Origin of the sequence: Reichenbachiella agarivorans (genome assembly GCF_025502585.1) — a bacterium.
In the GTDB taxonomy this organism is placed as follows: domain Bacteria; phylum Bacteroidota; class Bacteroidia; order Cytophagales; family Cyclobacteriaceae; genus Reichenbachiella; species Reichenbachiella agarivorans.
On the sequence record NZ_CP106679.1, the window covers coordinates 3,807,479 to 3,828,298 of the forward strand.

The following is a 20,820-nucleotide window of genomic DNA, read 5'->3' on the forward strand; positions in this document are numbered from 1 at the left end:
TTTAATAACAACATCGCAAGTAGTCATACTCCAAAAACTCATAATCATGCTCAAGAACTACTACATCACAGCCATCCGAAACCTCATGAAGCACAAAAGCTACTTTTTGCTCAACATGAGTGGACTCGCAATAGGCATTGCAAGTTTCGTATTCATTGCACTCTTCATCTTCAATGAATTGAGCTATGACAAATTCCACAGTGACTATAAAAACATCTACCGCATACAGGTCAAAGGTCAGATGATGGATCAATCCATGGACATGGCTGTTTCTGCCTCCCCAATGGCAAAAGCATTGATCAACGACTACCCAGACGTAGCCCAAGTCACCAGAATCAAAGAAAGTGGTGCTTGGTTTATTGGCTATGGAGACAAAAAATTCAATGAGGATGGGGTTCTCTTTGCTGACTCTTCATTTTTCGATGTATTCAGTTTCGAACTTTTGGCAGGAGACCCTAAAACAGCACTGATCAATCCCAGGTCAATGATTCTTACGCAGTCTTACGCCCAAAAATATTTTGGTGATGAGAACCCAATGGGAAAGAAAATCACCGTAGAGCAAGACAGCATATTCTACACCATCACAGGAGTATTGGCAGATATACCAGACAACTCCCACATACAATTTGACATGCTGGGATCAATCAGTACCTATAAGTATTGGAACAACAACCAATGGGTCAGTCACAACTTTCATACCTACATGAAAATCAAAGAAAACAGTGACCCAGAAGCATTGGAAGTCAAAATGCAAGACATGGTACGTAAGTATGTTGGCCCTCAGATTGAGAAATTCCTAGGCACGACCATGGACGATTTTGAGCAAGCTGGCAATTCTTTCTCCTACTACCTCATGCCCATCGAGGACATACACCTGTACTCAGAAGCCGAAGGAGAGCTCGGCAACAACAGCAACATCTCTTATATTTACATTTACAGTTTGATTGCCTTCGTTTTGTTGTTTATCGCCATCATCAACTTTGTCAATCTAGCGACAGCACAGTCCTCATCCAGAGCCAAAGAAGTAGGCATCCGAAAAGTATCTGGCTCGACCCGAGAAGGTTTGATTTACCAATTCATCTTCGAGTCGGTTTTCATCTCCATCGTGGCGACTGGCCTAGCCTATATACTCGTTGTCTTTTTGACTCCTGCATTTACCGAGTTGATCGGTAAGACTCTCTCCATCGATATGTCATCCAATTACATAGCATGGTTGGGGATGTTTATTTTGGCTATTCTGATTGGCATATTGGCAGGATTCTATCCAGCCTTTGTTTTGGCAAGTTTCAAACCTGCCCAAGTGCTGGGTGGTACTTTCAAAAAGGGTGCTAAATCTGGCTGGCTTAGAAACCTACTGGTCATGGTACAATTTACTGCTTCTATTGTGATCATCATTGGGACTTTCGTCGTGTATCAACAAACCGACTACATGATGAGCAAGAATTTAGGCTTTGACAAGGAGCAGATACTGGTCTTGAGACGTCCAGATGTCTTGCGTGACAACCTGGAGACATTCAAGACCCAATTGCTCCAAAACCCGAATATAAAAGCTGTGGCCAATTCTGTCTCTATCCCTGGCAAAACCAGGTACAGCAATAATGCTTTCATGACAGAGGAAAATCCAACCATGCCCAATGTACTCTATCAGAATTTTGTAAGTTTCGGATACGAAGAGTTGATGGAATTTGAACTCGTACAAGGTAGGTTTCACGCTAGGCAGTACCCCTCAGACTCCAATGCAGTAATCATCAATGAAGCTGCAGTAAAAATGCTTGGATATGACGAGCCTATCGGCAAAAGGTTTGTGAGGCCAAGTAGCAAGGGTGAGACTCATTATTTAACAGTGATTGGTGTGATCAAGGACTATCACTTCGAAACCTTGCACAAACAAATTCAACCCACCATTTTGACATTGATGGAGGGCAATGCAGAAGGATACGCCACGATACGCCTCAGCAACACACAAAACATCAAAGAGACACTGGCCTTCATCGAGTCGACTTGGTACGACTACAGTTACAACAAGCCTTTTCAGTATTTCTTTTTCAACGAAGACTATCAAAACCTGTATAAATCAGAATCAACCACAGGAAAGGTGTTTTTGGTATTTGCATTTTTATCGATCTTCATTGCTTGTTTAGGCCTTATTGGCTTGATCACTTATACCCTGATGATCCGCAACAAAGAAATTGGTATCAGGAAAGTATTGGGGGCTAGTAACCGATCTTTGGTCACCTTGCTTTCGCACGAAATCGTCAAACTCATTGCGATAGCAACCTTAATCGCCTGGCCACTTGCCTATTTTGCTACTGACTATTGGTTGCAAAACTTTGCTAGCAGACTATCTGTAAGCCCATGGATTTACCTCGTTGCAACACTAATGGTTTTTCTGATTGGTATTTTAGCGATCAGCTTTCAAACCCTACGTGCCTCTACGAAAAACCCAGTTGATTCTTTGAGACAGGAATAGTCTCTTCCGCATACCCAAATTTCATCCATCAAATAGTCCTATGTCTTTAAAGGTATAGGACTATTTTTTATAGTGACAAATTCTGAGCATAACTGTATGATCAATGCAAGTTACAGTGGTTTTCTAACATCGTTTTAATATGGATTTACTCCAAATTAGAATCACATTAGAGTTTCCATATTTCATTAGATGGTGTGGCTGTTTTTCAATCCATTACCTTAATTTTCCCTTGTATTAAGAAAACAAAATACCTTAGACATGAATTCACAGGAAGCATTAACAAGACTAAAAGAAGGAAACAAACGATTTGTTTCAGGAACGCCAAATATCTCTCTTCAAAACCAAGAAGCAAGAGAACCTTTGACCAAAGGACAAAGTCCTTATGCAATCATACTCTCATGTGCAGACAGTAGAGTGGCTCCAGAGTTGGCATTTGACGCAGGACTGGGTGAATTGTTCGTTCTTAGGGTAGCAGGCAATGTAGCCAACACATCTACTATTGCCAGTATCGAATATGCGGTAGCCAATTTGGGGACTAAATTAATTATCTCTATGGGTCATGAAAGTTGCGGAGCAGTAGGTGCTGCAGTAGCTGGTGGTGACAATGGTCCCAACCTTAACAAACTCGTGAGTTACATCCAGCCATCAGTCGACAAACTTGGCAAGGACGCTCCTTTGGCGGACATCATTAAAGAAAACGCTAATCATTCGATCACTACGCTTATGAATCAATCTGAAATCATCAAAAATGCAGTAAAGAATGAAGGTTTGGAATTGGTATCAGGATACTACAGTCTAGCTACTGGTGAGGTGGAATTTGGTTTCTAACCCTATACTCCAAAACAAAAAGCCTCTTTCAGATTGATCTGAAAGAGGCTTTTTGTTTTAACTAGATTGGTATTACTATCTACCAAATACATATCTAGCCATCACACCTGCGCTGAATGGATCCAAAAAAGTATCTTCTACGATCCACAAGGTAGGTCTTACATCAACCCCTACTGCCAATGGGAAATCAAAATGATATTCCATCCCGAACTCACCACTCACACCAAACAAGAATATGTTATCATAATAGTCATTGTAGTTGTTGTTATTATAATAATCATTTCTGTTGTAGTGGTGAAAACCACCTCTTCCACCTGCAAACAAAGATGGTCCTACACCTGCATACCAATGAAACCCATCTTCTCCACCTATGCTAAACGGCTTGTAAAAAAAGTCCCACAATACGTCTACTCCTACACCAAAATTATTATCATACCCATTGTATCTATCTACTCCAAAGGATACATCGGCATGAATTCTACTCAGTTCTCCCATGGAAAACACGGCATCAAATGCCACATTATTTCCCCCAAGATCTCCTACTCTACCGCCTATTTCTTGAGCTTGCGCACCTATAGCCGTTGCAATTATAAAAGCTATTGCTACTATTGATTTCTTCATCTGATTGATTTTTAAATTTGTCTATTCAAAGATTTAATTGTCTTAAACAAAGCTAGCAAAGGCAAATGATATATCAATGCCTTAATAATTAAATAGAGATTAAGTATCCAAATTTGTCTCCTCTGCACCATGAGTCAACTTTTTGAGCTTTTTCAAAAACAAAATCACAAGTACGCCAATCAACACAGAAAAGAAGCCTATTCCTGCAAAAACTTCCATTTCACCCAATTGAGAAGCCGACTGCCCAAGCAACCCTGCGACCTTGTTGCCCAACCCAACAATCGCAAAATACAATCCCATCATAATCGATCCGTACTTTGCTGGGGCTAGTTTCGTCACAAACGACAAAGAAACAGGTGAAGAACTCAATTCACCTATGGTATGAAGCAGATAAGCTCCTACGATCCACCACATACTAGCCAAGCTACCATTTGCCACCTGCTGTGTAGCTCCTACCATCATCACAAAGCCAAGCCCCATGATGATATTGCCAATAGCCATCTTAAATACAGCAGACTCTTCTTTGCCTTTAGCACGGCGGACTCCCCAGAAGTACGCTACTGGCAACCCAAACAGGATGATGAATATAGGATTGAAAAACTGAAACTGTGCAGCGGTCATTTCAAACAAACCAAAGACACTCTTGTCTGTCTTTTGCTCTGTGTACAAATTCATCAAACCTCCCGCTTGTTCAAACGCGCCAAAAAATGCAATGACCAAAAGAAAGGAAATCAACAACACAGCAATCCTATCTTTTTCTTTGTCATCCAATTCATATTTGTAAATATTGATTCCGAAACCAATGAAAATCGAAGCAATCATAATGAGTACGCCAAAAAGTATATTGGTATCGATCATAACGTAAGCTCCTACCAAAAACATCAGTATAGTGATTACCAATGAAACTGGATTCTTCTTGAGTCTTTCAAAATGCACAGATCCACTTGGGATTGTAGATATATCCTCTTTCACAAATTCTCCAATTCCTTGTAGGTATTTCCCTCCCAACATGAACTGAAGTTGACCTATGAGCATACCTAAACCTGCGAGACCAAAGCCCCAGTGCCAGCCATACACCTGACCAATGTACCCCACCAAAAGAGAAGACAAAGCAGAACCTACATTGATCCCCATGTAGAAAATCGTAAAACCCTTGTCTCTCCTAGGATCACCGTGGCGATACAATTGACCTACCATAGTAGAGATGTTTGCTTTCAACGCCCCAACGCCCAACACAATCAGTGTCAGCGCGAGATAAAATATATTTTCTCCTGGCAAAGCCATCACTCCATGGCCTAATACGAGCAGTGCTCCACCTACCATCACAGCCTTTTTCTGCCCTATGTATTTGTCAGCCAAAATACCGCCAGGAATACCCATCAAATAGACCATCATTGTATAGGTTCCATAGAGAGACAAGGCCTCCACCTGACTCCATCCAAAACCTCCAGTCGCTATGTCATCTACCAAATACAGCACCAGTAGCCCGCGCATTCCATAGTAGCTGAATCGCTCCCACATCTCTGTAAAAAATAACACTGCCAATCCTCGGGGATGACCAAAGATTTCTTTGCCTTTCATACCTTTCTCACTCATTTTATTTGGGTTAATTCTATCATTAAATATTGTTATCAAAAGCCAAAATAACAATAATTTAAATCAATCAAGCGAATGCATGATTTTAAGGGTTAGATATCTCTTTGAACGGTACGCGTAGACAAAGACTTTTTCTTGACAGACCCAAATTGACCATTGGGTAAAATAGCCTCTTCTAAGAAATAAAATGTAGCGGATTCAACTTGGTTTTCTGGATGCTCTTGGTTCCATTTGGACATCACCCAATCCAAATATTTGCTGCGATAGCTTATAAATCCAGTGCGTAAACTTTTGAAATATTTGCGCTGCCTATGATTGGGAAATTGGGCGGAAAACAATGCAGGTTTCTCCCAATTTATCTCTGCTCCGTTGCGCAATAAATCTACTACTTGACCATCTTGTAATTTACCTTCGACCACCAACCAGCCATCATATTTTTTAGGTCCAGAGAACAAACTCCACTCTTGTTTCAATCTTGAATTTTTTATTACCGAGTCCAAATATCTAGGATGTCCAAACCATGGCTTGAAACCTGTGGCGCTATATATCATCAGAAAAACAAATAAGAAAGCAGAAAGCCATAGCCCCCTATTATTCCATTGATTATAAATTTCATTTTTGTACTTATCTAATACAATACTCTTAGAAACCACATAAGAAATCCATCTCCAAAATATAGCAGGAATCAAAGGAATCCAGATGATCATCCCCAAGAACGGAAAGGTTCCTAACTCCATAAAACAGAAAAGCCCCAAATGAAAACTCATGAAAGACAAAACCAAAACCGAACGAATCCATCCGTTCTTTCTTGGAATCAACAAGCCTAGCCAAAGGACACGCTCCAGAAACAAAGTGAGATAATTGAGCAACCACAAAATCCAAGGATAGTACAATAAATAGATTGCACTGGACTTGGCATAAGTGTGCAAATTCAATGCATAATAAATCCCCAAACCATCAAAGTTCCAGGTACCATTGTTTTTAGAAAATCCAGAAATTGAATAGAGCAAAATCAATTGCAACAAGTACACCGCCACCCATGGCGAACTATAGGACGAAAACTTCTGACCTTCTGACTGTACCTTTCTGCTGTCTAAAGAAAAGTAAGAAGACAAAGGCAGGAATATCGAGATGAACAATACACAGGCCAACAAGAGATCACCAGCATTGTTAACAGCTGGGTTGCGGAGTTGCACTGATGCTGTCAATACATAAGCTACCACCGTCGCTACTCTGGTATAAAAACCCAGCAACAGCAACAGTGCGGAGACGGCAGATAGACCAAACAAAAAGTACTGCCACTCGACAGATCCATACCATGCATGGATAGACCAATTGATCCGAGAAATATAGCTTGATGACAACACGCCTAGATCGGAGTAAAACATCTCCACATCCGAAAACCGAATCCCCAAATCAACACATAGAAATATCCCTAAGAAAATCCTGAACAGCGAGAGTGATCGCAAATCCAAGGTACAAATATCCAACAAAGCAGTTCTAACTAACTGAGTCAAACGCATGGTTCAGGGTAATTCTAAGAGTTTCAAATCAATCTAAACTTATTATAAAAACAAACATATCTAACTAACTGAATTACAATTATTATAACCACAATTTTTAGACCAAACTAAAAAGCTATTTTTGGAATTGAAGCATGAAATCCGCTGTAGCTTGTACTGCGTCTTCTTGCTCCACAACGGCCTTAACAAATGCACTCCCTATGATACCTCCTTTTGAGAATTGAGTCACCTGATCAAAGGATTCCTTATCCTTAATACCAAAACCCGTAATCAAAGGGTTTTTCAAATCCATTGCCTTCAGGCGACTGGCAAATGCCTCAAAATCCTGACTAAAATTTTGGTTCACTCCTGTTGTGGCGGCAGACGAAACCATGTAAATAAAGCTATCGGTATGTTCGTCAATTAAGCGAATTCTAGCGTCCGTAGAGGATGGTGTAATCAAGATAATATTCCTCAAACCATAGCTCTCCACGACACCTTTGTATTCACGGATATACTCCTCCACAGGGAGATCAGGTATGATCAATCCATCCACATCAATCCCTTTGCATTTTTGACAGAACCGCTCAAAACCATATTGGATAATAGGGTTCAGTGAACTCATCATAATCAGTGGGATTGACACCGTCTTGCGAACATCCTTCAACTGATCAAAAAGCAACTGAACGGACATGCCATTTTCTAATGCCACCGTGTTGCTATATTGGATCGTAGGACCGTCAGCGATTGGGTCAGAAAAGGGCACCCCTATCTCTATCATATCCGCTCCCGATTGCTCTAGCTGTTTCAGTACTTTCATGGTATCATCCAATTTTGGATAACCTGCAGTAAAGTAGATTGAGAGTATATTATCTTTAGAATCTAAAGTCGTGTTAATTCTATTCTTCATCACTTGTTTGGTTAATATGGTTTTACAAATAGGTCAGGTAAGTCTCCAAGTCCTTATCTCCTCTACCAGAGAGATTGACTACCACATGTTTATCCTTGCCAAACTTCACCTTATCTAATACAGCCAAGGCATGTGCTGATTCCACTGCTGGAATGATACCTTCCAATTTGCACAATTCTAAGCCAGCTTTCATCGCATCTTCATCCGTAATGGCTTGGTACTCTACCCTACCCGTCTCGAACCAATGCGCCAAAGCTGGTCCAATCCCAGGGTAATCTAGACCTGCAGAAATCGAATGTGGCTCCACTACCTGTCCGTCAGCCGTCTGCATAAACAGCGTCTTGCTGCCATGCAAAATCCCGCTCACACCTTTGAAAGTAGCAGCTGCCGTGTAGCCAGATTCCAAACCCTTTCCTGCCGCCTCAGCTGCGATCAATTGCACACTGTCTTCCTCCAAGAAATGATAGAAAGCACCCGCTGCATTGCTCCCCCCACCGACACAAGCGATGACCGTATCTGGCAACTCTGAACCAGTCTTTTCTTTGAGCTGTTTGCGCACCTCTTCACTGATCACAGATTGGAATCTCGCTACCATGTCTGGATAAGGATGTGGGCCCACCACAGACCCAATAATGTAGTGCGTATCAAAGGGGTTGGCGATCCAATACCGCATCGCTTCGTTGGTCGCATCTTTGAGCGTTTTAGACCCAGATGATACGGGTACAACCTGCGCCCCAAGCATCTTCATACGACCCACATTTGGCGCCTGTCTCTTGACATCCAGCTCCCCCATAAAGACGACACACTCCAAGCCCATCAAGGCACAAGCAGTGGCTGTCGCCACGCCGTGTTGACCCGCTCCTGTCTCAGCGATAATCCTATGTTTGCCTAGCTTCTTAGCCAGAATAATTTGCCCCAAAGAATTGTTGATTTTGTGTGCTCCTGTATGGTTGAGATCTTCTCTCTTGAGGTACACATTCGTGTCGTATTTCTCAGACAAACGAGTCGCCAAATACAAGGGACTTGGTCGTCCGACATAGTCTTTGAGCAGCTTATCAAATTCATTTTTGAACTCTTCCGTTCCTACGATTTCTTCATACCTCTCCTGTAGTTCTGCCACGTTGGCCTGCATCATTTCAGGGATAAACGCACCTCCGAAACTCCCAAAGTAGCCTCTTTCATCTGGCCTTAGACTCGTTTTCATATTTCTTCTTGGTTCTTGATTTCCATTATAAATTCATTCAACAGTTCCGCGTTTTTCAATCCGGGTTCTATCTCAAATCGACTATTCACATCCACAGCCAACAGCTGAGGGTGCTTGATATTTTTGATTGCAGCAGCGTCCTCTCGACCGATCCCACCACTCAACACAAATGGCTTTTCGAGAGTATATTGATTCAGCACAGACCAGTCAAACTTCACTCCATTGCCACCATGGTCTGCACCTTTGGTATCGAATAAAAATGCATCCACACTATCCATGTAAGATTCCAGATTCGCTGGTAAAGTATCATATACAGGAAATGCCTTCCAAACAACATAACCTGCCTGCTGCACTGCCAAACAATCTGCTTGTGATTCTGCACCATGTAGTTGAATCACATCCAAACCATACTCCTTGGCTGTCGCTAATATTTGCTCTACAGTCTCATCTACAAACACCCCTACTTTCTTCTGACTGACCTGACCCATTGCTTCTCTGGTCACATCGCCTGCTACAAAATTTCTTTTCGATTTGTGATAGAAAATAAAACCTATATAATCTACAGCGGTAGACTCAAGTTCTTCCAGGTTGTGCAATGTCCGAATGCCACAAATTTTTACTTGCATCAGACGAGTTCTTCGGTCATGAATTTCTTCAACTCTGCGGCTGGATCATCGTGTTTCATGAACTGCTCCCCGATCAAAAACCCTTTGTATCCAGCAGCTGTCAATGTCACCATATCCTGTGTAGTAGAGATTCCACTTTCGGAGATTTTCAATTGCTCTTTGGGCAAGATTTCTGACAAATCAAGGGAATTCTGGATCGTCGTTTTGAAGCGCTTTAAATCACGGTTATTCACTCCTAAAATATCCACTTCAGGAATATAAGTCTGATTGAACTCGTCCTCATTGTGAATCTCCAACAGGACTTCCAGTCCCAGATCATGTGCTACTTTGGTAAAATGCGTGATTTGATCTTTGGTCAATATCGCCGCAATCAGCAACATCAAGTCTGCTCCGACTGCTTTCGTTTTGTATATCTGATACTCATCAATGATAAAATCCTTGCGTAGAATAGGGCAAGTCACATGAGGTCTGGCTCGTTGCAAGTCCTCTATCGTTCCTCCAAAAAACGGTTCGTCAGTCAAGATAGAAACTGCCGAAGCACCTGCCTCACAGTAGCCCTTCGTTACTTTGACCACATCTACACGATCATTGATCACTCCTTTTGACGGGGACTGACGTTTGAACTCCGAGATGATACCTGGCAGCACGGAGCTTTTCAATCGCTGCGCCGTAGACAAGGTCTGTCTCGAAAACGCAGGCATTTTGGTCAATTGGTCGATCGAAAACATCGTCTTTTGTGCTGACACCTCCTTGAGCTTTTCAGCCACGATCTTATCTAAAACATTCATTTCTTTACTTCTAAAAATTTCTTAAAACTCCTCAGTGCTGCTCCAGACGCTATCGATTCTTGGGCTTTGGCTATCCCCTCTTCAAATGAGGCCAATCCCTGCGCCATATAGAGCGCCAACCCAGCATTCGCGAGTACTACGCTGGTTTGGGCTGTAGTTGCCTCTCCCTTCAAGACTGACATGAATATCTTCGCAGAATCCTCTACCGTCTCTCCTCCATAAATCTCCTCTGCATGGATGAGCTGCAGACCAATGGATTTTGGTGAATAGGTCTTAATATCATCCTTGGTATAGACGCTAAAATCACCTGTGAGTGAAATCTCATCATACCCATCCAGTGCATGTACGATTGCACAATCCTTTCCTTCGGCAGCATGTACTTCCTGATACAATCGGGCTACTTCCAAATTATATACTCCCATCAATTGCTTGGCAGGTCTACTGGGGTTGACCAAAGGCCCAAGCATGTTGAAAAAAGTCTTTAGACCGAGCTCCTTGCGTACTGGAGCCATATTTTTCATCGCGGGATGAAACAGGGGCGCATGCAAAAAACAGATCCCTGCCTGCTCCATACTGCGCTGCAGTACAGACTCCTCTGACGGGAATTCATATCCGAAATATTGAAGCAAATTGGACGAACCGCAGTTGGACGACACCCCATTGTTGCCATGTTTAGATACAGCTTGTCCTGCACCTGCCACCACAAAGGATGAGGTTGTAGAAATATTGAAGGTATCCTTGCCGTCACCACCCGTGCCACACATATCCATGGCATCAAAATCACTTAAATCAATACCGTGACAGAGTGAGAGCATGGCGTCTTTGAACCCAGCCAATTCATGCGCTTGTATCCCTCGCATCATGAATACAGTCAAGAAGGCCGCCATCTGACTAGAATTGTATTCACCTTGAGCCAGTTTGACCAAGGTAGACTGTGCTTCATTTTGGGTCAAAATATAACCCTCCGTTAGCTTTTGTAAAATTTCTTTCATCTCTTTTTTATTAACTAGACGCTAGATATTAGACACTAGGCTTGTCTTGGTTTTTAGTTTTTGAAACTCCCTGTCTAAAATCCAAATACTAGAATCTAGCGTCTCTTAAAGCTTCATCCAATTGTCCATCATCTTGATGCCATGCTCTGTAAGAATCGACTCAGGATGGAATTGCACTCCTCTCACTTGATAATCCTTGTGCACCAACGCCATGATCTCCTGATCATCATCCACGGCAGTCACTACAATATCCCCCTGCTGCTTGGGATCCACCGCCCAGCTATGGTATCTGCATATTTTAAACTGTTTCGGAATATCCTTGAACAACACATCATCAGATTGGACATTCACATTGGTAGCAATCCCGTGTAGAACATTGGGCAGATTGTACAATACCCCTCCAAAACACTCGGCTATGGCCTGATGACCGAGACATACACCCAAAATATTCTTGTCTGGTGCGTAAGTTCTGATCGTATCCATGAGTATCCCACTGTCCTTGGGCAACCCTGGACCTGGCGAGAGCAAAATCCTGTCATACTTCGCTACCTCTGCCAAACTGATCTGATCATTTCTATAAACATCCAGGTTCTCATCTCCCTCCAGTTCTCTAATGATGTGTACCAGATTGTATGTAAATGAATCGTAATTATCTAATACCAGTGTCTTCATTTTGCTATTATTTGGGCTTCATTCATACTATTTGCTTTTTCTATGGCTGTTTTGAGTGCGCCTATTTTGTTGTACACTTCTTGCACTTCGCTGTCTGGATTGGACTTAGCTACCACTCCCGCTCCCGCTCTAAAATGCAATTGATTGTCTTGACTCAAAAATGATCGGATTAAAATGGCGTGATTGAAATTCCCGTAAAAATCCATGAATCCGATCATTCCACCATAATACCCTCTGACGGTACTTTCATAACTATCGATCAAGCCCATCGCACGGTGTTTAGGCGCGCCTGACAAAGTCCCCGCAGGAAAAGTATCAGCAGCCAAATCTATGGCAGATTTCCCACCCCTCAATACAGTAGTGACTTTTGACACCAAATGAATCACATGGGAGAAAAACTGTATTTCTTTGAATTTCACCACTTTGACTTTGTCACCCGAGATGCTCAAGTCATTTCTGGCCAAATCGACCAACATGACATGTTCTGAATTCTCCTTTTCGTCTTCCGAAAGCGCTTTGGCTGCCAATGTATCCTCTTCGTCATTTCCAGTTCGACGGTAGGTCCCTGCAATAGGGAAAATAGCTGCTTCACCATTGTTCACCTCCAACTGTGCCTCTGGCGATGAACCAAAGATTCTGAACTTGCCATAATCAAAGTAAAACAAGTATGGTGATGGGTTCACACTGCGTAGCGTTCTGTAAAGAAAGAAATCATCCCCTTGATAAGAAGTCTTGAAACTGCGAGACAATACCATCTGAAAGGTATCTCCCAATTGACAGTGTTTGATGGCCTTGAGAACGATATCTCTGTAGGACTCATCCGTCATATCAGACTCAATCACACCATCTGTGGAGAAGTTAAATTGTGGTGTCTTGAGCGAAAAGATCATCTTTTCCACTTCCTCTATTCCATGATCACTCAATACAGGGTCTCCGCTGTTTTCTGTGATAAAAATTTTGTTCCTAAAATGATCAAATGCAATCACGTACTTGAAACAAAAGTACTGCATCAATGGGATGCTAAAATTCTTGGTTTTGCCCGCGTCAAACTTGATGTCTTCAAAGCGCTGCACAGCCTCATAACTGGTGTACCCAAATAAACCCGATTTGGTAAAATATTGTTTCTCATCTTGAGGCTTAAAGCACTCAGAAAATGCAATAAACCGCTCTCTCAGGTTGACACCATCAAGAGTCATTACCGTTTCATCTTCCTCAGGAAACGATTGATACAGTTTGGAATCTTCTACTCTGAATTCCGCAACAGGCTTAAAGCCTATGTACGAAATACTGCCTTCCTTGGCATGGTAGTCAGAGCTCTCTAACAAGAAGGAATTGGGGTGCTGCTCTCTCACCCTGAGGTAGATACTGACGGGCGTGAGTAGATCCCCGAGTATCTCTTTGGTTTTGGAATAAATCTTTACTTCTTTCATCAATTTTTAGCAAAAAAAAAGCCCTGACTGTGAACGTCAAGGCTAATGTGTTATATTTTTAAATACAAACTTCGCGAGTTCACTTCTGATTAGAAATGATCCACCACCAAGCCATATTTTTGTTTGTCATTTTCATTGGCGCAATTATATCACAGCAAATTGAATTTGCAAAACAATCCCAGTTATTTTTATCCACAGACAGAACAAACGATTTGAAACCTCCCTAAATCAAGCAGAAACATTTTATTTGATTTTTAAAACATTTTCGAGAACTTGTAGAAGGAATTTCTTTAACCCACAAACTAACCTAATCTCACATGTCTCACATGCCTGACGTCAAAGAGCACCTTAGCCTATTGGTTCGCCTTTCTAAGGTAGACAACTTCATCGCAGAGCCTGAAGCTAAGTTGATTCATTATATTGGCTCTCTACATGGCTTGACTGAAGATGATATCGAGATGATCATTGACAATCCGCTCCCAATAGCAGAAATGAACACCCTACAAGCCGACACCAAGTTCGAATACCTCTTTAATCTTGTGCAACTGATGAAAGTGGATGGGAAAGTTTTTCAATCCGAAATTGACTTTTGTGAAAGAATCGCCATCAAGCTGGGATACAAACCTGCTGTCATCGCGGATTTGTCTGCCTACATATACAGTGATCCCAACATCTCGACGAACAGAAACTTCCTCAGAAGTATAGCAGATGAGCACCTTATACCGACAAAATAAAACCAGAAGTCAAGAACCAATACAATCAATCTTGAATCTTGGTTCTTGAATCTTGGTTCTTGAATCTTGGTTCTTGAATCTTGGTTCTTGAATCTAATTTACTTTCTCTTGTACTTAACCTTCATGGTACTCTTACCCTTTCTGCGTAGCATCACATCATACCCATACATGTAAGCAACAGACACGACCAACATATTGGTGCGATATTCCAAATCTTCTTTATACAGTCCCCCACCATCAAGTTTATTTCCTTCATTAAAGGCCATGTTGGAGTGTCCAAAACTATACTTGGCATCCAGAATCAGACGACTTGTAGGAGAAAATTCAAATATGGTTCCAAATCCAAAATCCAAGGCATATTGCAATCTATTGGGCTTGGAAACAATGAATTTATTAGGTTCATTGGCTTCTACCAACTCCTCCTGAGTTAAATCCATAAACTTAACATCATATTTGATCTCGTCACGGTCATTTTCTTGTAACTCATCTGTACGCAAATTTCCAGTCCCTCCTAACCAATAACTCAATCTAGGTCCGACCTGCGCCATCAGCATGATTTTACTGTCCTTGAAAAAAACCAATCGAGCCATCAATGGAGCCGAAATAAAATGATTGGTTGTCTTACTATCCACATACTGACCGCCAAGTCCGCCAGCTGACAAAGAGGTTTCATATGCCGATGTACTCCTGCTCCTATTATTGACTCGAACATAGGTCAGTTCCGTGTGCACTTCAAAATTATTCTTGGTAGAATAATCCAAGGCAATACCTGCGTGCCAATTCACTTTAGATGTAGTATTGAAACTATCTTTTCTCGCTTCTTCTTGATACCTAGGGGTCAACAACTGCCCTCCTACCTTGGGTCCAAACCAAAACTGTGCATAGCCAGATGTAGACCACATCATCACGCACATTACCAACACCAGTTTATTTTTTATCCTCATAGCTTTGATCTAATTCATAGCAAAATACAAAAAAATATATATTAACCTCAATTTCATAGCTTGATGAGTTTTTTATCTTTACATTAATAAACTTCAAATATATCATTTATTGTATGATAGGGCGTTTTCCTTTTGTTAATGATTTTTCCCCTATTTTTGACGAATGTGTTATTTGATATTATCTGCTTGCAGGTAATTTGTGTTGTAGTTAGGTGTATTGTATGAAGAAAAAGATAATTCCATTGCTACTATTGGCATTGACCGTAGTAGCTCAACTGAATGCTCAGGATCAGCGGGTTTATAGTCAGTTTTTCATGAACCCTTATGTTTTAAACTCCGCATACGTAGGTTCCACAGGTTATACGACTGCTTTTGGTGTTTACCGTCAGCAGTGGATGGGACTAGAAGGGGCTCCTTCTAGTGCACATATTAGTTTCAATACCCCGTTGGAGAACAATCTATCTATTGGTGCCATGGCATCTAATGATAAAATGGGTGCAATCAATACCTCAGCTGCCAAAGCAACCGCTGGTTATTTATTGCAATTGGACAAAAAACAATATCTACGCATCGGCTTTTCGTTCGGAGGAGGCTATACTTCCTATGACCTAGAACCTGGCAATGACCCTACGCTAGCAGCCTTGGCTGGATCAGGCACCTCATTTATCATGGCCGACCTAGGTGCCTCCTACTACTACAAAGACCTCAATGTAGGGATTTCTATTCCTAACCTATTAGGCAGAAATGTGGTGAGCACGGATGGGTTTAGCCAAGTAGAACTCAAATCCTATGAAAACATCATGCTGCAGGCTAACTACCGATATTTGGTCAACAGAGATTTGGTTCTCGAACCACACGTGATCTATAGATTTTCTACAGTCAACATGCCTCAGTTTGAGGTGGCTGCCATTGCACACATTGGCCATGTCGTTTGGGCAGGTCTGAATTACCGTCAACAATATGGAATGGCAGCCTTGTTGGGATTCAAAATCCAAGAAACATGGGCTTTGGGCTTCTCCTATGAGTATGGCAACACAGAGTTAGAAGGATTCTCTTCAGGTTCGTTGGAAGTAAGTTTAGGCTACAACATTGGCAAGAAGAAGAAAAACCAAAAACAAGCCATTTCATTCATTCAGAACTTTGACAAAACCAAGAAACAGTTAGACAGAGCTGAGCAACGAAGACAGCAATTGGCCGCACAACGTCAAAAAGCAGCAGAAGAAGCTGCCAAGCCTGCTGTAGCTGTGGTTGAAAAACCACAACCAACAGAAAACAACACGCCAGCAACAGCAGTAGTCCCAGCGACAACAGAAACAACTCCTGAGGTTGTTGCCACTACTACTTCAAAAGAAGAGTTTGTAAGTGAAACCTTGGATCCAAACATTCCTCTGCTAGAAAGAACGACGGAAGCGGGTGTATGGGAACTCGGAGCTACTTATATACAAACCAGAGCCGATAGCAGCAAAACGAGTACGGTCAAATGGCACGACGCACTGACAGCTACTCCTGTATCCGATGCAGAATTGCCACCAAGTACAGTGAGAAAAGGAACACATTTCCTTGAATTACCAGCAGGTCACCATGTGGTAGCGGGTGAATTTGAGGATTTCCAATCAGCAGAAGACTACAGTGACGAGATATTCCAAATGGGCTATCATGGTGCTATAGTAGGTTATGTTTCAGCATTGAAACAATATGTAGTAGTCGTACACAAGGGCGCCACCATGCAGATTGCCATGGAAGAGCAAGAGGTGTGGAGTCAACGCCACAACCTGGATCACGTGTATATTTTAAATGTATTGAACTAATCAGATATGTTGAATCATTCAGTTATGAAAATCAGTCAATTCGCTTTGATAGTTGCCCTTTGTCTCACTGTCTCTACAGTTTTTGCACAGGTACCTTATATAAACAACATCAACCCTTCTTCTGCAGCTGCAGGTGAAGTCGTCAACATTGTTGGGAGCAATTTCCCTACAACCAATGTGGTTGTGTTTTTTGGAGGAGCAATGGCTACCTCTGTGGATGCTACAGAAACACTGATCAAAGCCACTGTTCCTTTTGGTGCTACCTTTGAACAAATAACTGTCATCAATACTACTTCTGGTGAAATTGCCACATCCAACAAGAAGTTCAATTACTCATTTGAAGGACAAAACTTAACAGCCGCTCAAATGTCTGCTGCGATGGGTGACAAGAAAACCTTTGCGACCGACAAGGTGCAAACACAAGATATCTGCACCTGTGATTTTGACCAAGATGGTGATTTGGATATTGCAATCTCCAATGTCGGTGCAAATGACATTTCAATATTCACCAACACCAAGTCAGGAATTGGCAGTACCAACCTGACATTCACCAGAACTGAAATCAGCAATGGATCTCCTGTAACCAATGTCATCTGTGGAGACATGGACGGTGACGGCTACCCAGATCTCGCTGCAAATAAACTAGGTGGTGCTGCCAGCTTATTTGTTTACAGAAACAACACGGCAACAGCTGGATCTGTTGACAATCCTAGCTTTGCCACCAAACAAGACCTAATTATGCCAGACGATGGAGACGGCAACTTTAGAAAACCAGGAAGATTTGCATTAGGTGATTTAGATCTAGATGGGAGACCTGAACTGGTTGTTGCCATGGAAGACGAAAATCTGGTGTACTATTTCAAGAACAATAGCAACAGAGCTGTCACACCCAATGTAATTTCATTTGTCGCTACCCCTCAGGTACTGACTGCATCAGAAAACAGCGGTAGTTCTGGACTAGGAGGTATAGACATTGCTGACCTTAACCGAGATGGGTTCCCTGAGATCATTGTATCCAATTTGACAGAAAGTGGTTTCTATGTATTCAACAACATAGGGCAGCCAGGTACGATCTCTTTCTCTAGTGCAGTACGTCACACTACAGGTAGCAATATTCGTACGATCAAAACGGGGGATTTGAACAACGATGGCTTGGTAGATCTGGTATTGACCAATTCGGATATCAGCATTGACCTCATAGAAATCGCACAAAACACTACCAGTGGCACAGGAGTAAACGCTTCCTTTGCTTCACCTATTCAAATCACGGGTATCAGTACGAGTTGGGGACTGGACTTGGGAGACTTTGATGGAGATGGTGATTTAGACATTGCTGTAGCATCCTTTGGGTCTAACAACTATTACGTGATCATGAATCAAAACCCAGCTAGTATTCTACCTGCGAGTTATCAAGTTTCGAATATCGCCATTACCCAAAACAGCAGAAACATAAAAGTAGCTGACATAGACAGTGACGGTAGACCTGATTTTCTATTTACCCACAACTCTACCTCTAGCGGCAATGGTTTCTTGGGCGTCAAATTCAACAATGCATGCTATACACCGACCATCACCCCTAGTGGTAGTCTCAAACTCTGTGCAGGAGAATCCGTTGACCTAGTCGCACCATTGACGGGGCTAAGTTATGTATGGAAAAAAGGAAGTACCGTCCTACCTACGACTACCAATACACACACCGTAGCAGCAGCGGATGCTGGCAGCTATACAGTATCAGTTGATGACAACTGCGACAATGTCTCTGCTGCAGTTGTTGTTCAGAATCTAGGCGGTACTTATACCCAGCCTTCCTTCGTTTTTAGCAACGCTACTCCTTGTTTAGGAGAAGAGGTTACACTCACAATCACAGCTGACGCCAGCAACAATTATCTATTGACAGGTCCAGGAGACTTTTCTGTAGAAAGTACCATTCCAGCTGACATCAAAATCGCATCTATGGATGTCAACCTATCTGGAGAGTATATTCTTACGACTACATCTACTGCTACTGGCTGTGCCAGATCATCCGTTCCAGTATTGTTAAATATGGTAGCTATACCGGTAGTAGCAGTCAATAACCCAGTACCTGATGTTTTTTGCACTGGTACAACGATCAATCTTTCTACCAGTGTATTCAATGGATACACCTATGATTGGAAGCTCAATGGCGTGAGTTATGCCCCAGTAGAAACAGACCCTACCAATCTAGTAGCCTCTACGGCGGGGGCTTATTCTGTTACTATATCTAAATCAGGCTGTGATTACACGAGTGAAGTAAGAAACTTAACCACTGTCGCTCCCCCAGTATCCACTTTCACCACCTCGGACGACACCAAATGTGAAGATGCTGAAATCACCTACACCGCAGGTTCGACAGGAGCATTTACGATTGTCAATACTTGGGATTTTGGTGATGGCAGTACTACACAGACAGGCAACACCGTCAATTATGCTCATCCCATGGCAGGTAACTACACCGTTTCCTTGACCGCTAGTTATGAAAACATCAGCAACTGTCCTTATACACCTATGACCAAGGACATGACTATAGTGGCTACACCAGCTGGGACAGCACTAGACCTCATCGAATCTGACAACTCAGATGTCACCAACTATGAAAAATGCCCAGAAAATGAATTGCTACTCAGAGTGGCAGATCAATATTTGAATTATGATTGGAAAACAATTGTAGACACAGACAGTACCTCCATCTCTACCCAAACGACCGCTAGAGTGGGAGACGAAACAAGAGTAACGGTACAACTAACCGATGATTTGGGTTGTGTTTTTCATGCCAATGAAATCAGTGTAAGCAATTACGCAGATGGAGGTATCCATATCACGACAGTTAGTCCCAATCAAATCACAACAGATCCTGAGTTAGGACAAATCATTAATCTCATAGATGATCAATACGAAGTGGTTTTGCGAGTAGATGATGCGACCAACCCTATGTGGTCACCAGAATCCTACATCGACAACCCTACAGCCAATGAAGTCACCGCTACACCAAAAAATGCACGAGAAATGATCTCTGTGGAAGGTATTGATATACTAGGTTGTTTAGTGACTGACAGTGTATTGCTCATTACCCCTGGTGTAAAGGCAGACAAAAGCTTCACTCCCAATGGAGATGGCATTGGGGATTGCTGGCAGATCTCCAACGTCAGTGGAACTGACTGTACAGTTAGCATATTCGATGCAAAAGGGCGCAAAATCAGAGACATCCGTTTCTCTCCAGACGACAGTTTTGATGACTGTGTATGGGATGGCAATCAATCCAATGGAGGAGCACTTCCAGACGGTACTTACTACTACATCATGTCCTGCTCTGATAGTCAAAATGAGAGCGGAGGAGCCATCTTTATGGCCAGATAAGACCTAGGTAGTTTACCTAATTTACTAGGAGAATACCGTAAATAACCACATTTTACCTAGAGAGAGGACTCCAGAAGTACCTCTTTCTAGATGCTGAAAAATTGATAGGGGTTCTACCTAGTTTGGTAGGGTAAAACCGTAAATTCATCGAAAAACGAACTTCTATACGTCATATTATATATTAAAATAATACACAATGATTACTTTAGCTCTGTGATATACTTACATTATACATATAATGGGTGTTTTCCATGCGAATTGGATGAAATATGCGGTGGTTACTTTTACCTCGCAGCAAGCATAAAAAGTAGAATTTTTCT

Annotated in this window: 16 protein-coding genes; 5 read left to right on the top strand and 11 right to left on the bottom strand. The window is 42.1% G+C overall.

The genetic code is table 11. The annotated features are described in order from the left end of the window. Nucleotides 1–46: 46 nt before the first annotated feature. A complete protein-coding gene (locus N6H18_RS15965) occupies nt 47–2,470 on the top strand; it encodes an ABC transporter permease (RefSeq protein WP_262309283.1) in 2,424 nt (807 codons plus the stop codon). A gap of 258 nt (nt 2,471–2,728) precedes the next feature. After that, a complete protein-coding gene (locus N6H18_RS15970; protein WP_262309284.1) occupies nt 2,729–3,298 on the top strand; it encodes a carbonic anhydrase in 570 nt (189 codons plus the stop codon). A 75-nt stretch (nt 3,299–3,373) separates the two neighbouring features. Here the strand turns inward: N6H18_RS15970 and N6H18_RS15975 are convergent, their stop codons facing one another. From N6H18_RS15975 to N6H18_RS16020, 10 genes are all read right to left on the bottom strand, one after another. Further along, nucleotides 3,374–3,919, bottom strand: coding sequence for an outer membrane insertion C- signal (locus tag N6H18_RS15975; protein WP_262309285.1), 546 nt, complete (start codon nt 3,917–3,919; stop codon nt 3,374–3,376). 99 nt (nt 3,920–4,018) lie between these two features. Next, complete coding sequence (locus N6H18_RS15980; protein ID WP_262309286.1) at nt 4,019–5,515, bottom strand: peptide MFS transporter; 1,497 nt, start codon at nt 5,513–5,515, stop codon at nt 4,019–4,021. A gap of 92 nt (nt 5,516–5,607) precedes the next feature. Further along, nucleotides 5,608–7,038 carry an HTTM domain-containing protein gene (locus tag N6H18_RS15985; RefSeq protein WP_262309287.1) on the bottom strand — a complete coding sequence of 477 codons (1,431 nt, stop codon included), beginning with the start codon at nt 7,036–7,038 and terminating at the stop codon, nt 5,608–5,610. Nucleotides 7,039–7,153: 115 nt separating this feature from the next. Continuing rightward, complete coding sequence (gene trpA / locus N6H18_RS15990) at nt 7,154–7,927, bottom strand: tryptophan synthase subunit alpha (protein WP_262309288.1); 774 nt, start codon at nt 7,925–7,927, stop codon at nt 7,154–7,156. A gap of 22 nt (nt 7,928–7,949) precedes the next feature. Beyond that, entirely contained in the window at nt 7,950–9,131 is a 1,182-nt protein-coding gene (gene trpB / locus N6H18_RS15995) for a tryptophan synthase subunit beta (RefSeq protein ID WP_262309289.1), read from the bottom strand. After that, nucleotides 9,128–9,757, bottom strand: coding sequence for a phosphoribosylanthranilate isomerase (locus N6H18_RS16000; RefSeq protein WP_262309290.1), 630 nt, complete (start codon nt 9,755–9,757; stop codon nt 9,128–9,130). Before N6H18_RS16000 ends, trpB begins: the two co-directional genes overlap by 4 nt. Further along, nucleotides 9,757–10,545, bottom strand: coding sequence for an indole-3-glycerol phosphate synthase TrpC (gene trpC, locus N6H18_RS16005; protein WP_262309291.1), 789 nt, complete (start codon nt 10,543–10,545; stop codon nt 9,757–9,759). The genes N6H18_RS16000 and trpC overlap by 1 nt, the downstream gene beginning before the upstream one ends. Next, entirely contained in the window at nt 10,542–11,537 is a 996-nt protein-coding gene (gene trpD / locus N6H18_RS16010; protein WP_262309292.1) for an anthranilate phosphoribosyltransferase, read from the bottom strand. The genes trpC and trpD overlap by 4 nt, the downstream gene beginning before the upstream one ends. 105 nt (nt 11,538–11,642) lie before the next feature. Then, nucleotides 11,643–12,209: an anthranilate synthase component II gene (locus N6H18_RS16015; RefSeq protein WP_262309293.1), complete on the bottom strand. Its 567-nt coding sequence runs from the start codon at nt 12,207–12,209 to the stop codon at nt 11,643–11,645. Next, nucleotides 12,206–13,639, bottom strand: a complete 1,434-nt coding sequence (locus N6H18_RS16020) for an anthranilate synthase component I family protein (RefSeq protein WP_262309294.1) — start codon at nt 13,637–13,639, stop codon at nt 12,206–12,208. The genes N6H18_RS16015 and N6H18_RS16020 overlap by 4 nt, the downstream gene beginning before the upstream one ends. 317 nt (nt 13,640–13,956) lie before the next feature. On the opposite strand from N6H18_RS16020, the gene N6H18_RS16025 reads away from it, so the two are divergent. Then, a complete protein-coding gene (locus N6H18_RS16025) occupies nt 13,957–14,373 on the top strand; it encodes a TerB family tellurite resistance protein (protein ID WP_262309295.1) in 417 nt (138 codons plus the stop codon). A 98-nt stretch (nt 14,374–14,471) separates the two neighbouring features. Here N6H18_RS16025 and N6H18_RS16030 read toward each other — a convergent pair whose 3' ends face one another. Beyond that, nucleotides 14,472–15,317: a PorT family protein gene (locus N6H18_RS16030; protein WP_262309296.1), complete on the bottom strand. Its 846-nt coding sequence runs from the start codon at nt 15,315–15,317 to the stop codon at nt 14,472–14,474. A gap of 221 nt (nt 15,318–15,538) precedes the next feature. On the opposite strand from N6H18_RS16030, the gene N6H18_RS16035 reads away from it, so the two are divergent. Then, entirely contained in the window at nt 15,539–17,125 is a 1,587-nt protein-coding gene (locus tag N6H18_RS16035; protein ID WP_262309297.1) for a PorP/SprF family type IX secretion system membrane protein, read from the top strand. 24 nt (nt 17,126–17,149) lie between these two features. Continuing rightward, the gene (locus N6H18_RS16040) at nt 17,150–20,500 is read left to right on the top strand and encodes an FG-GAP-like repeat-containing protein (RefSeq protein ID WP_262309298.1); all 3,351 of its coding nucleotides are present in this window, start codon (nt 17,150–17,152) and stop codon (nt 20,498–20,500) included. The last annotated feature ends 320 nt before the right edge of the window (nt 20,501–20,820 follow it).

What these genes read in the sequence shown, in the direction of transcription:
- N6H18_RS16000 (WP_262309290.1), bottom strand. Translation starts at nt 9,757, where the DNA reads ATGCAAGTAAAAATTTGTGGCATTCGGACATTGCACAACCTGGAAGAA.
- N6H18_RS15985 (WP_262309287.1), bottom strand. Translation starts at nt 7,038, where the DNA reads ATGCGTTTGACTCAGTTAGTTAGAACTGCTTTGTTGGATATTTGTACC.
- N6H18_RS16025 (WP_262309295.1), top strand. Translation starts at nt 13,957, where the DNA reads ATGTCTCACATGCCTGACGTCAAAGAGCACCTTAGCCTATTGGTTCGC.
- N6H18_RS16030 (WP_262309296.1), bottom strand. Translation starts at nt 15,317, where the DNA reads ATGAGGATAAAAAATAAACTGGTGTTGGTAATGTGCGTGATGATGTGG.
- N6H18_RS15980 (WP_262309286.1), bottom strand. Translation starts at nt 5,515, where the DNA reads ATGAGTGAGAAAGGTATGAAAGGCAAAGAAATCTTTGGTCATCCCCGA.
- N6H18_RS15975 (WP_262309285.1), bottom strand. Translation starts at nt 3,919, where the DNA reads ATGAAGAAATCAATAGTAGCAATAGCTTTTATAATTGCAACGGCTATA.
- trpC (WP_262309291.1), bottom strand. Translation starts at nt 10,545, where the DNA reads ATGAATGTTTTAGATAAGATCGTGGCTGAAAAGCTCAAGGAGGTGTCA.
- N6H18_RS16035 (WP_262309297.1), top strand. Translation starts at nt 15,539, where the DNA reads ATGAAGAAAAAGATAATTCCATTGCTACTATTGGCATTGACCGTAGTA.
- N6H18_RS16020 (WP_262309294.1), bottom strand. Translation starts at nt 13,639, where the DNA reads ATGAAAGAAGTAAAGATTTATTCCAAAACCAAAGAGATACTCGGGGAT.
- N6H18_RS16015 (WP_262309293.1), bottom strand. Translation starts at nt 12,209, where the DNA reads ATGAAGACACTGGTATTAGATAATTACGATTCATTTACATACAATCTG.
- N6H18_RS15970 (WP_262309284.1), top strand. Translation starts at nt 2,729, where the DNA reads ATGAATTCACAGGAAGCATTAACAAGACTAAAAGAAGGAAACAAACGA.
- N6H18_RS15965 (WP_262309283.1), top strand. Translation starts at nt 47, where the DNA reads ATGCTCAAGAACTACTACATCACAGCCATCCGAAACCTCATGAAGCAC.
- trpD (WP_262309292.1), bottom strand. Translation starts at nt 11,537, where the DNA reads ATGAAAGAAATTTTACAAAAGCTAACGGAGGGTTATATTTTGACCCAA.
- N6H18_RS16040 (WP_262309298.1), top strand. Translation starts at nt 17,150, where the DNA reads ATGAAAATCAGTCAATTCGCTTTGATAGTTGCCCTTTGTCTCACTGTC.
- trpA (WP_262309288.1), bottom strand. Translation starts at nt 7,927, where the DNA reads ATGAAGAATAGAATTAACACGACTTTAGATTCTAAAGATAATATACTC.
- trpB (WP_262309289.1), bottom strand. Translation starts at nt 9,131, where the DNA reads ATGAAAACGAGTCTAAGGCCAGATGAAAGAGGCTACTTTGGGAGTTTC.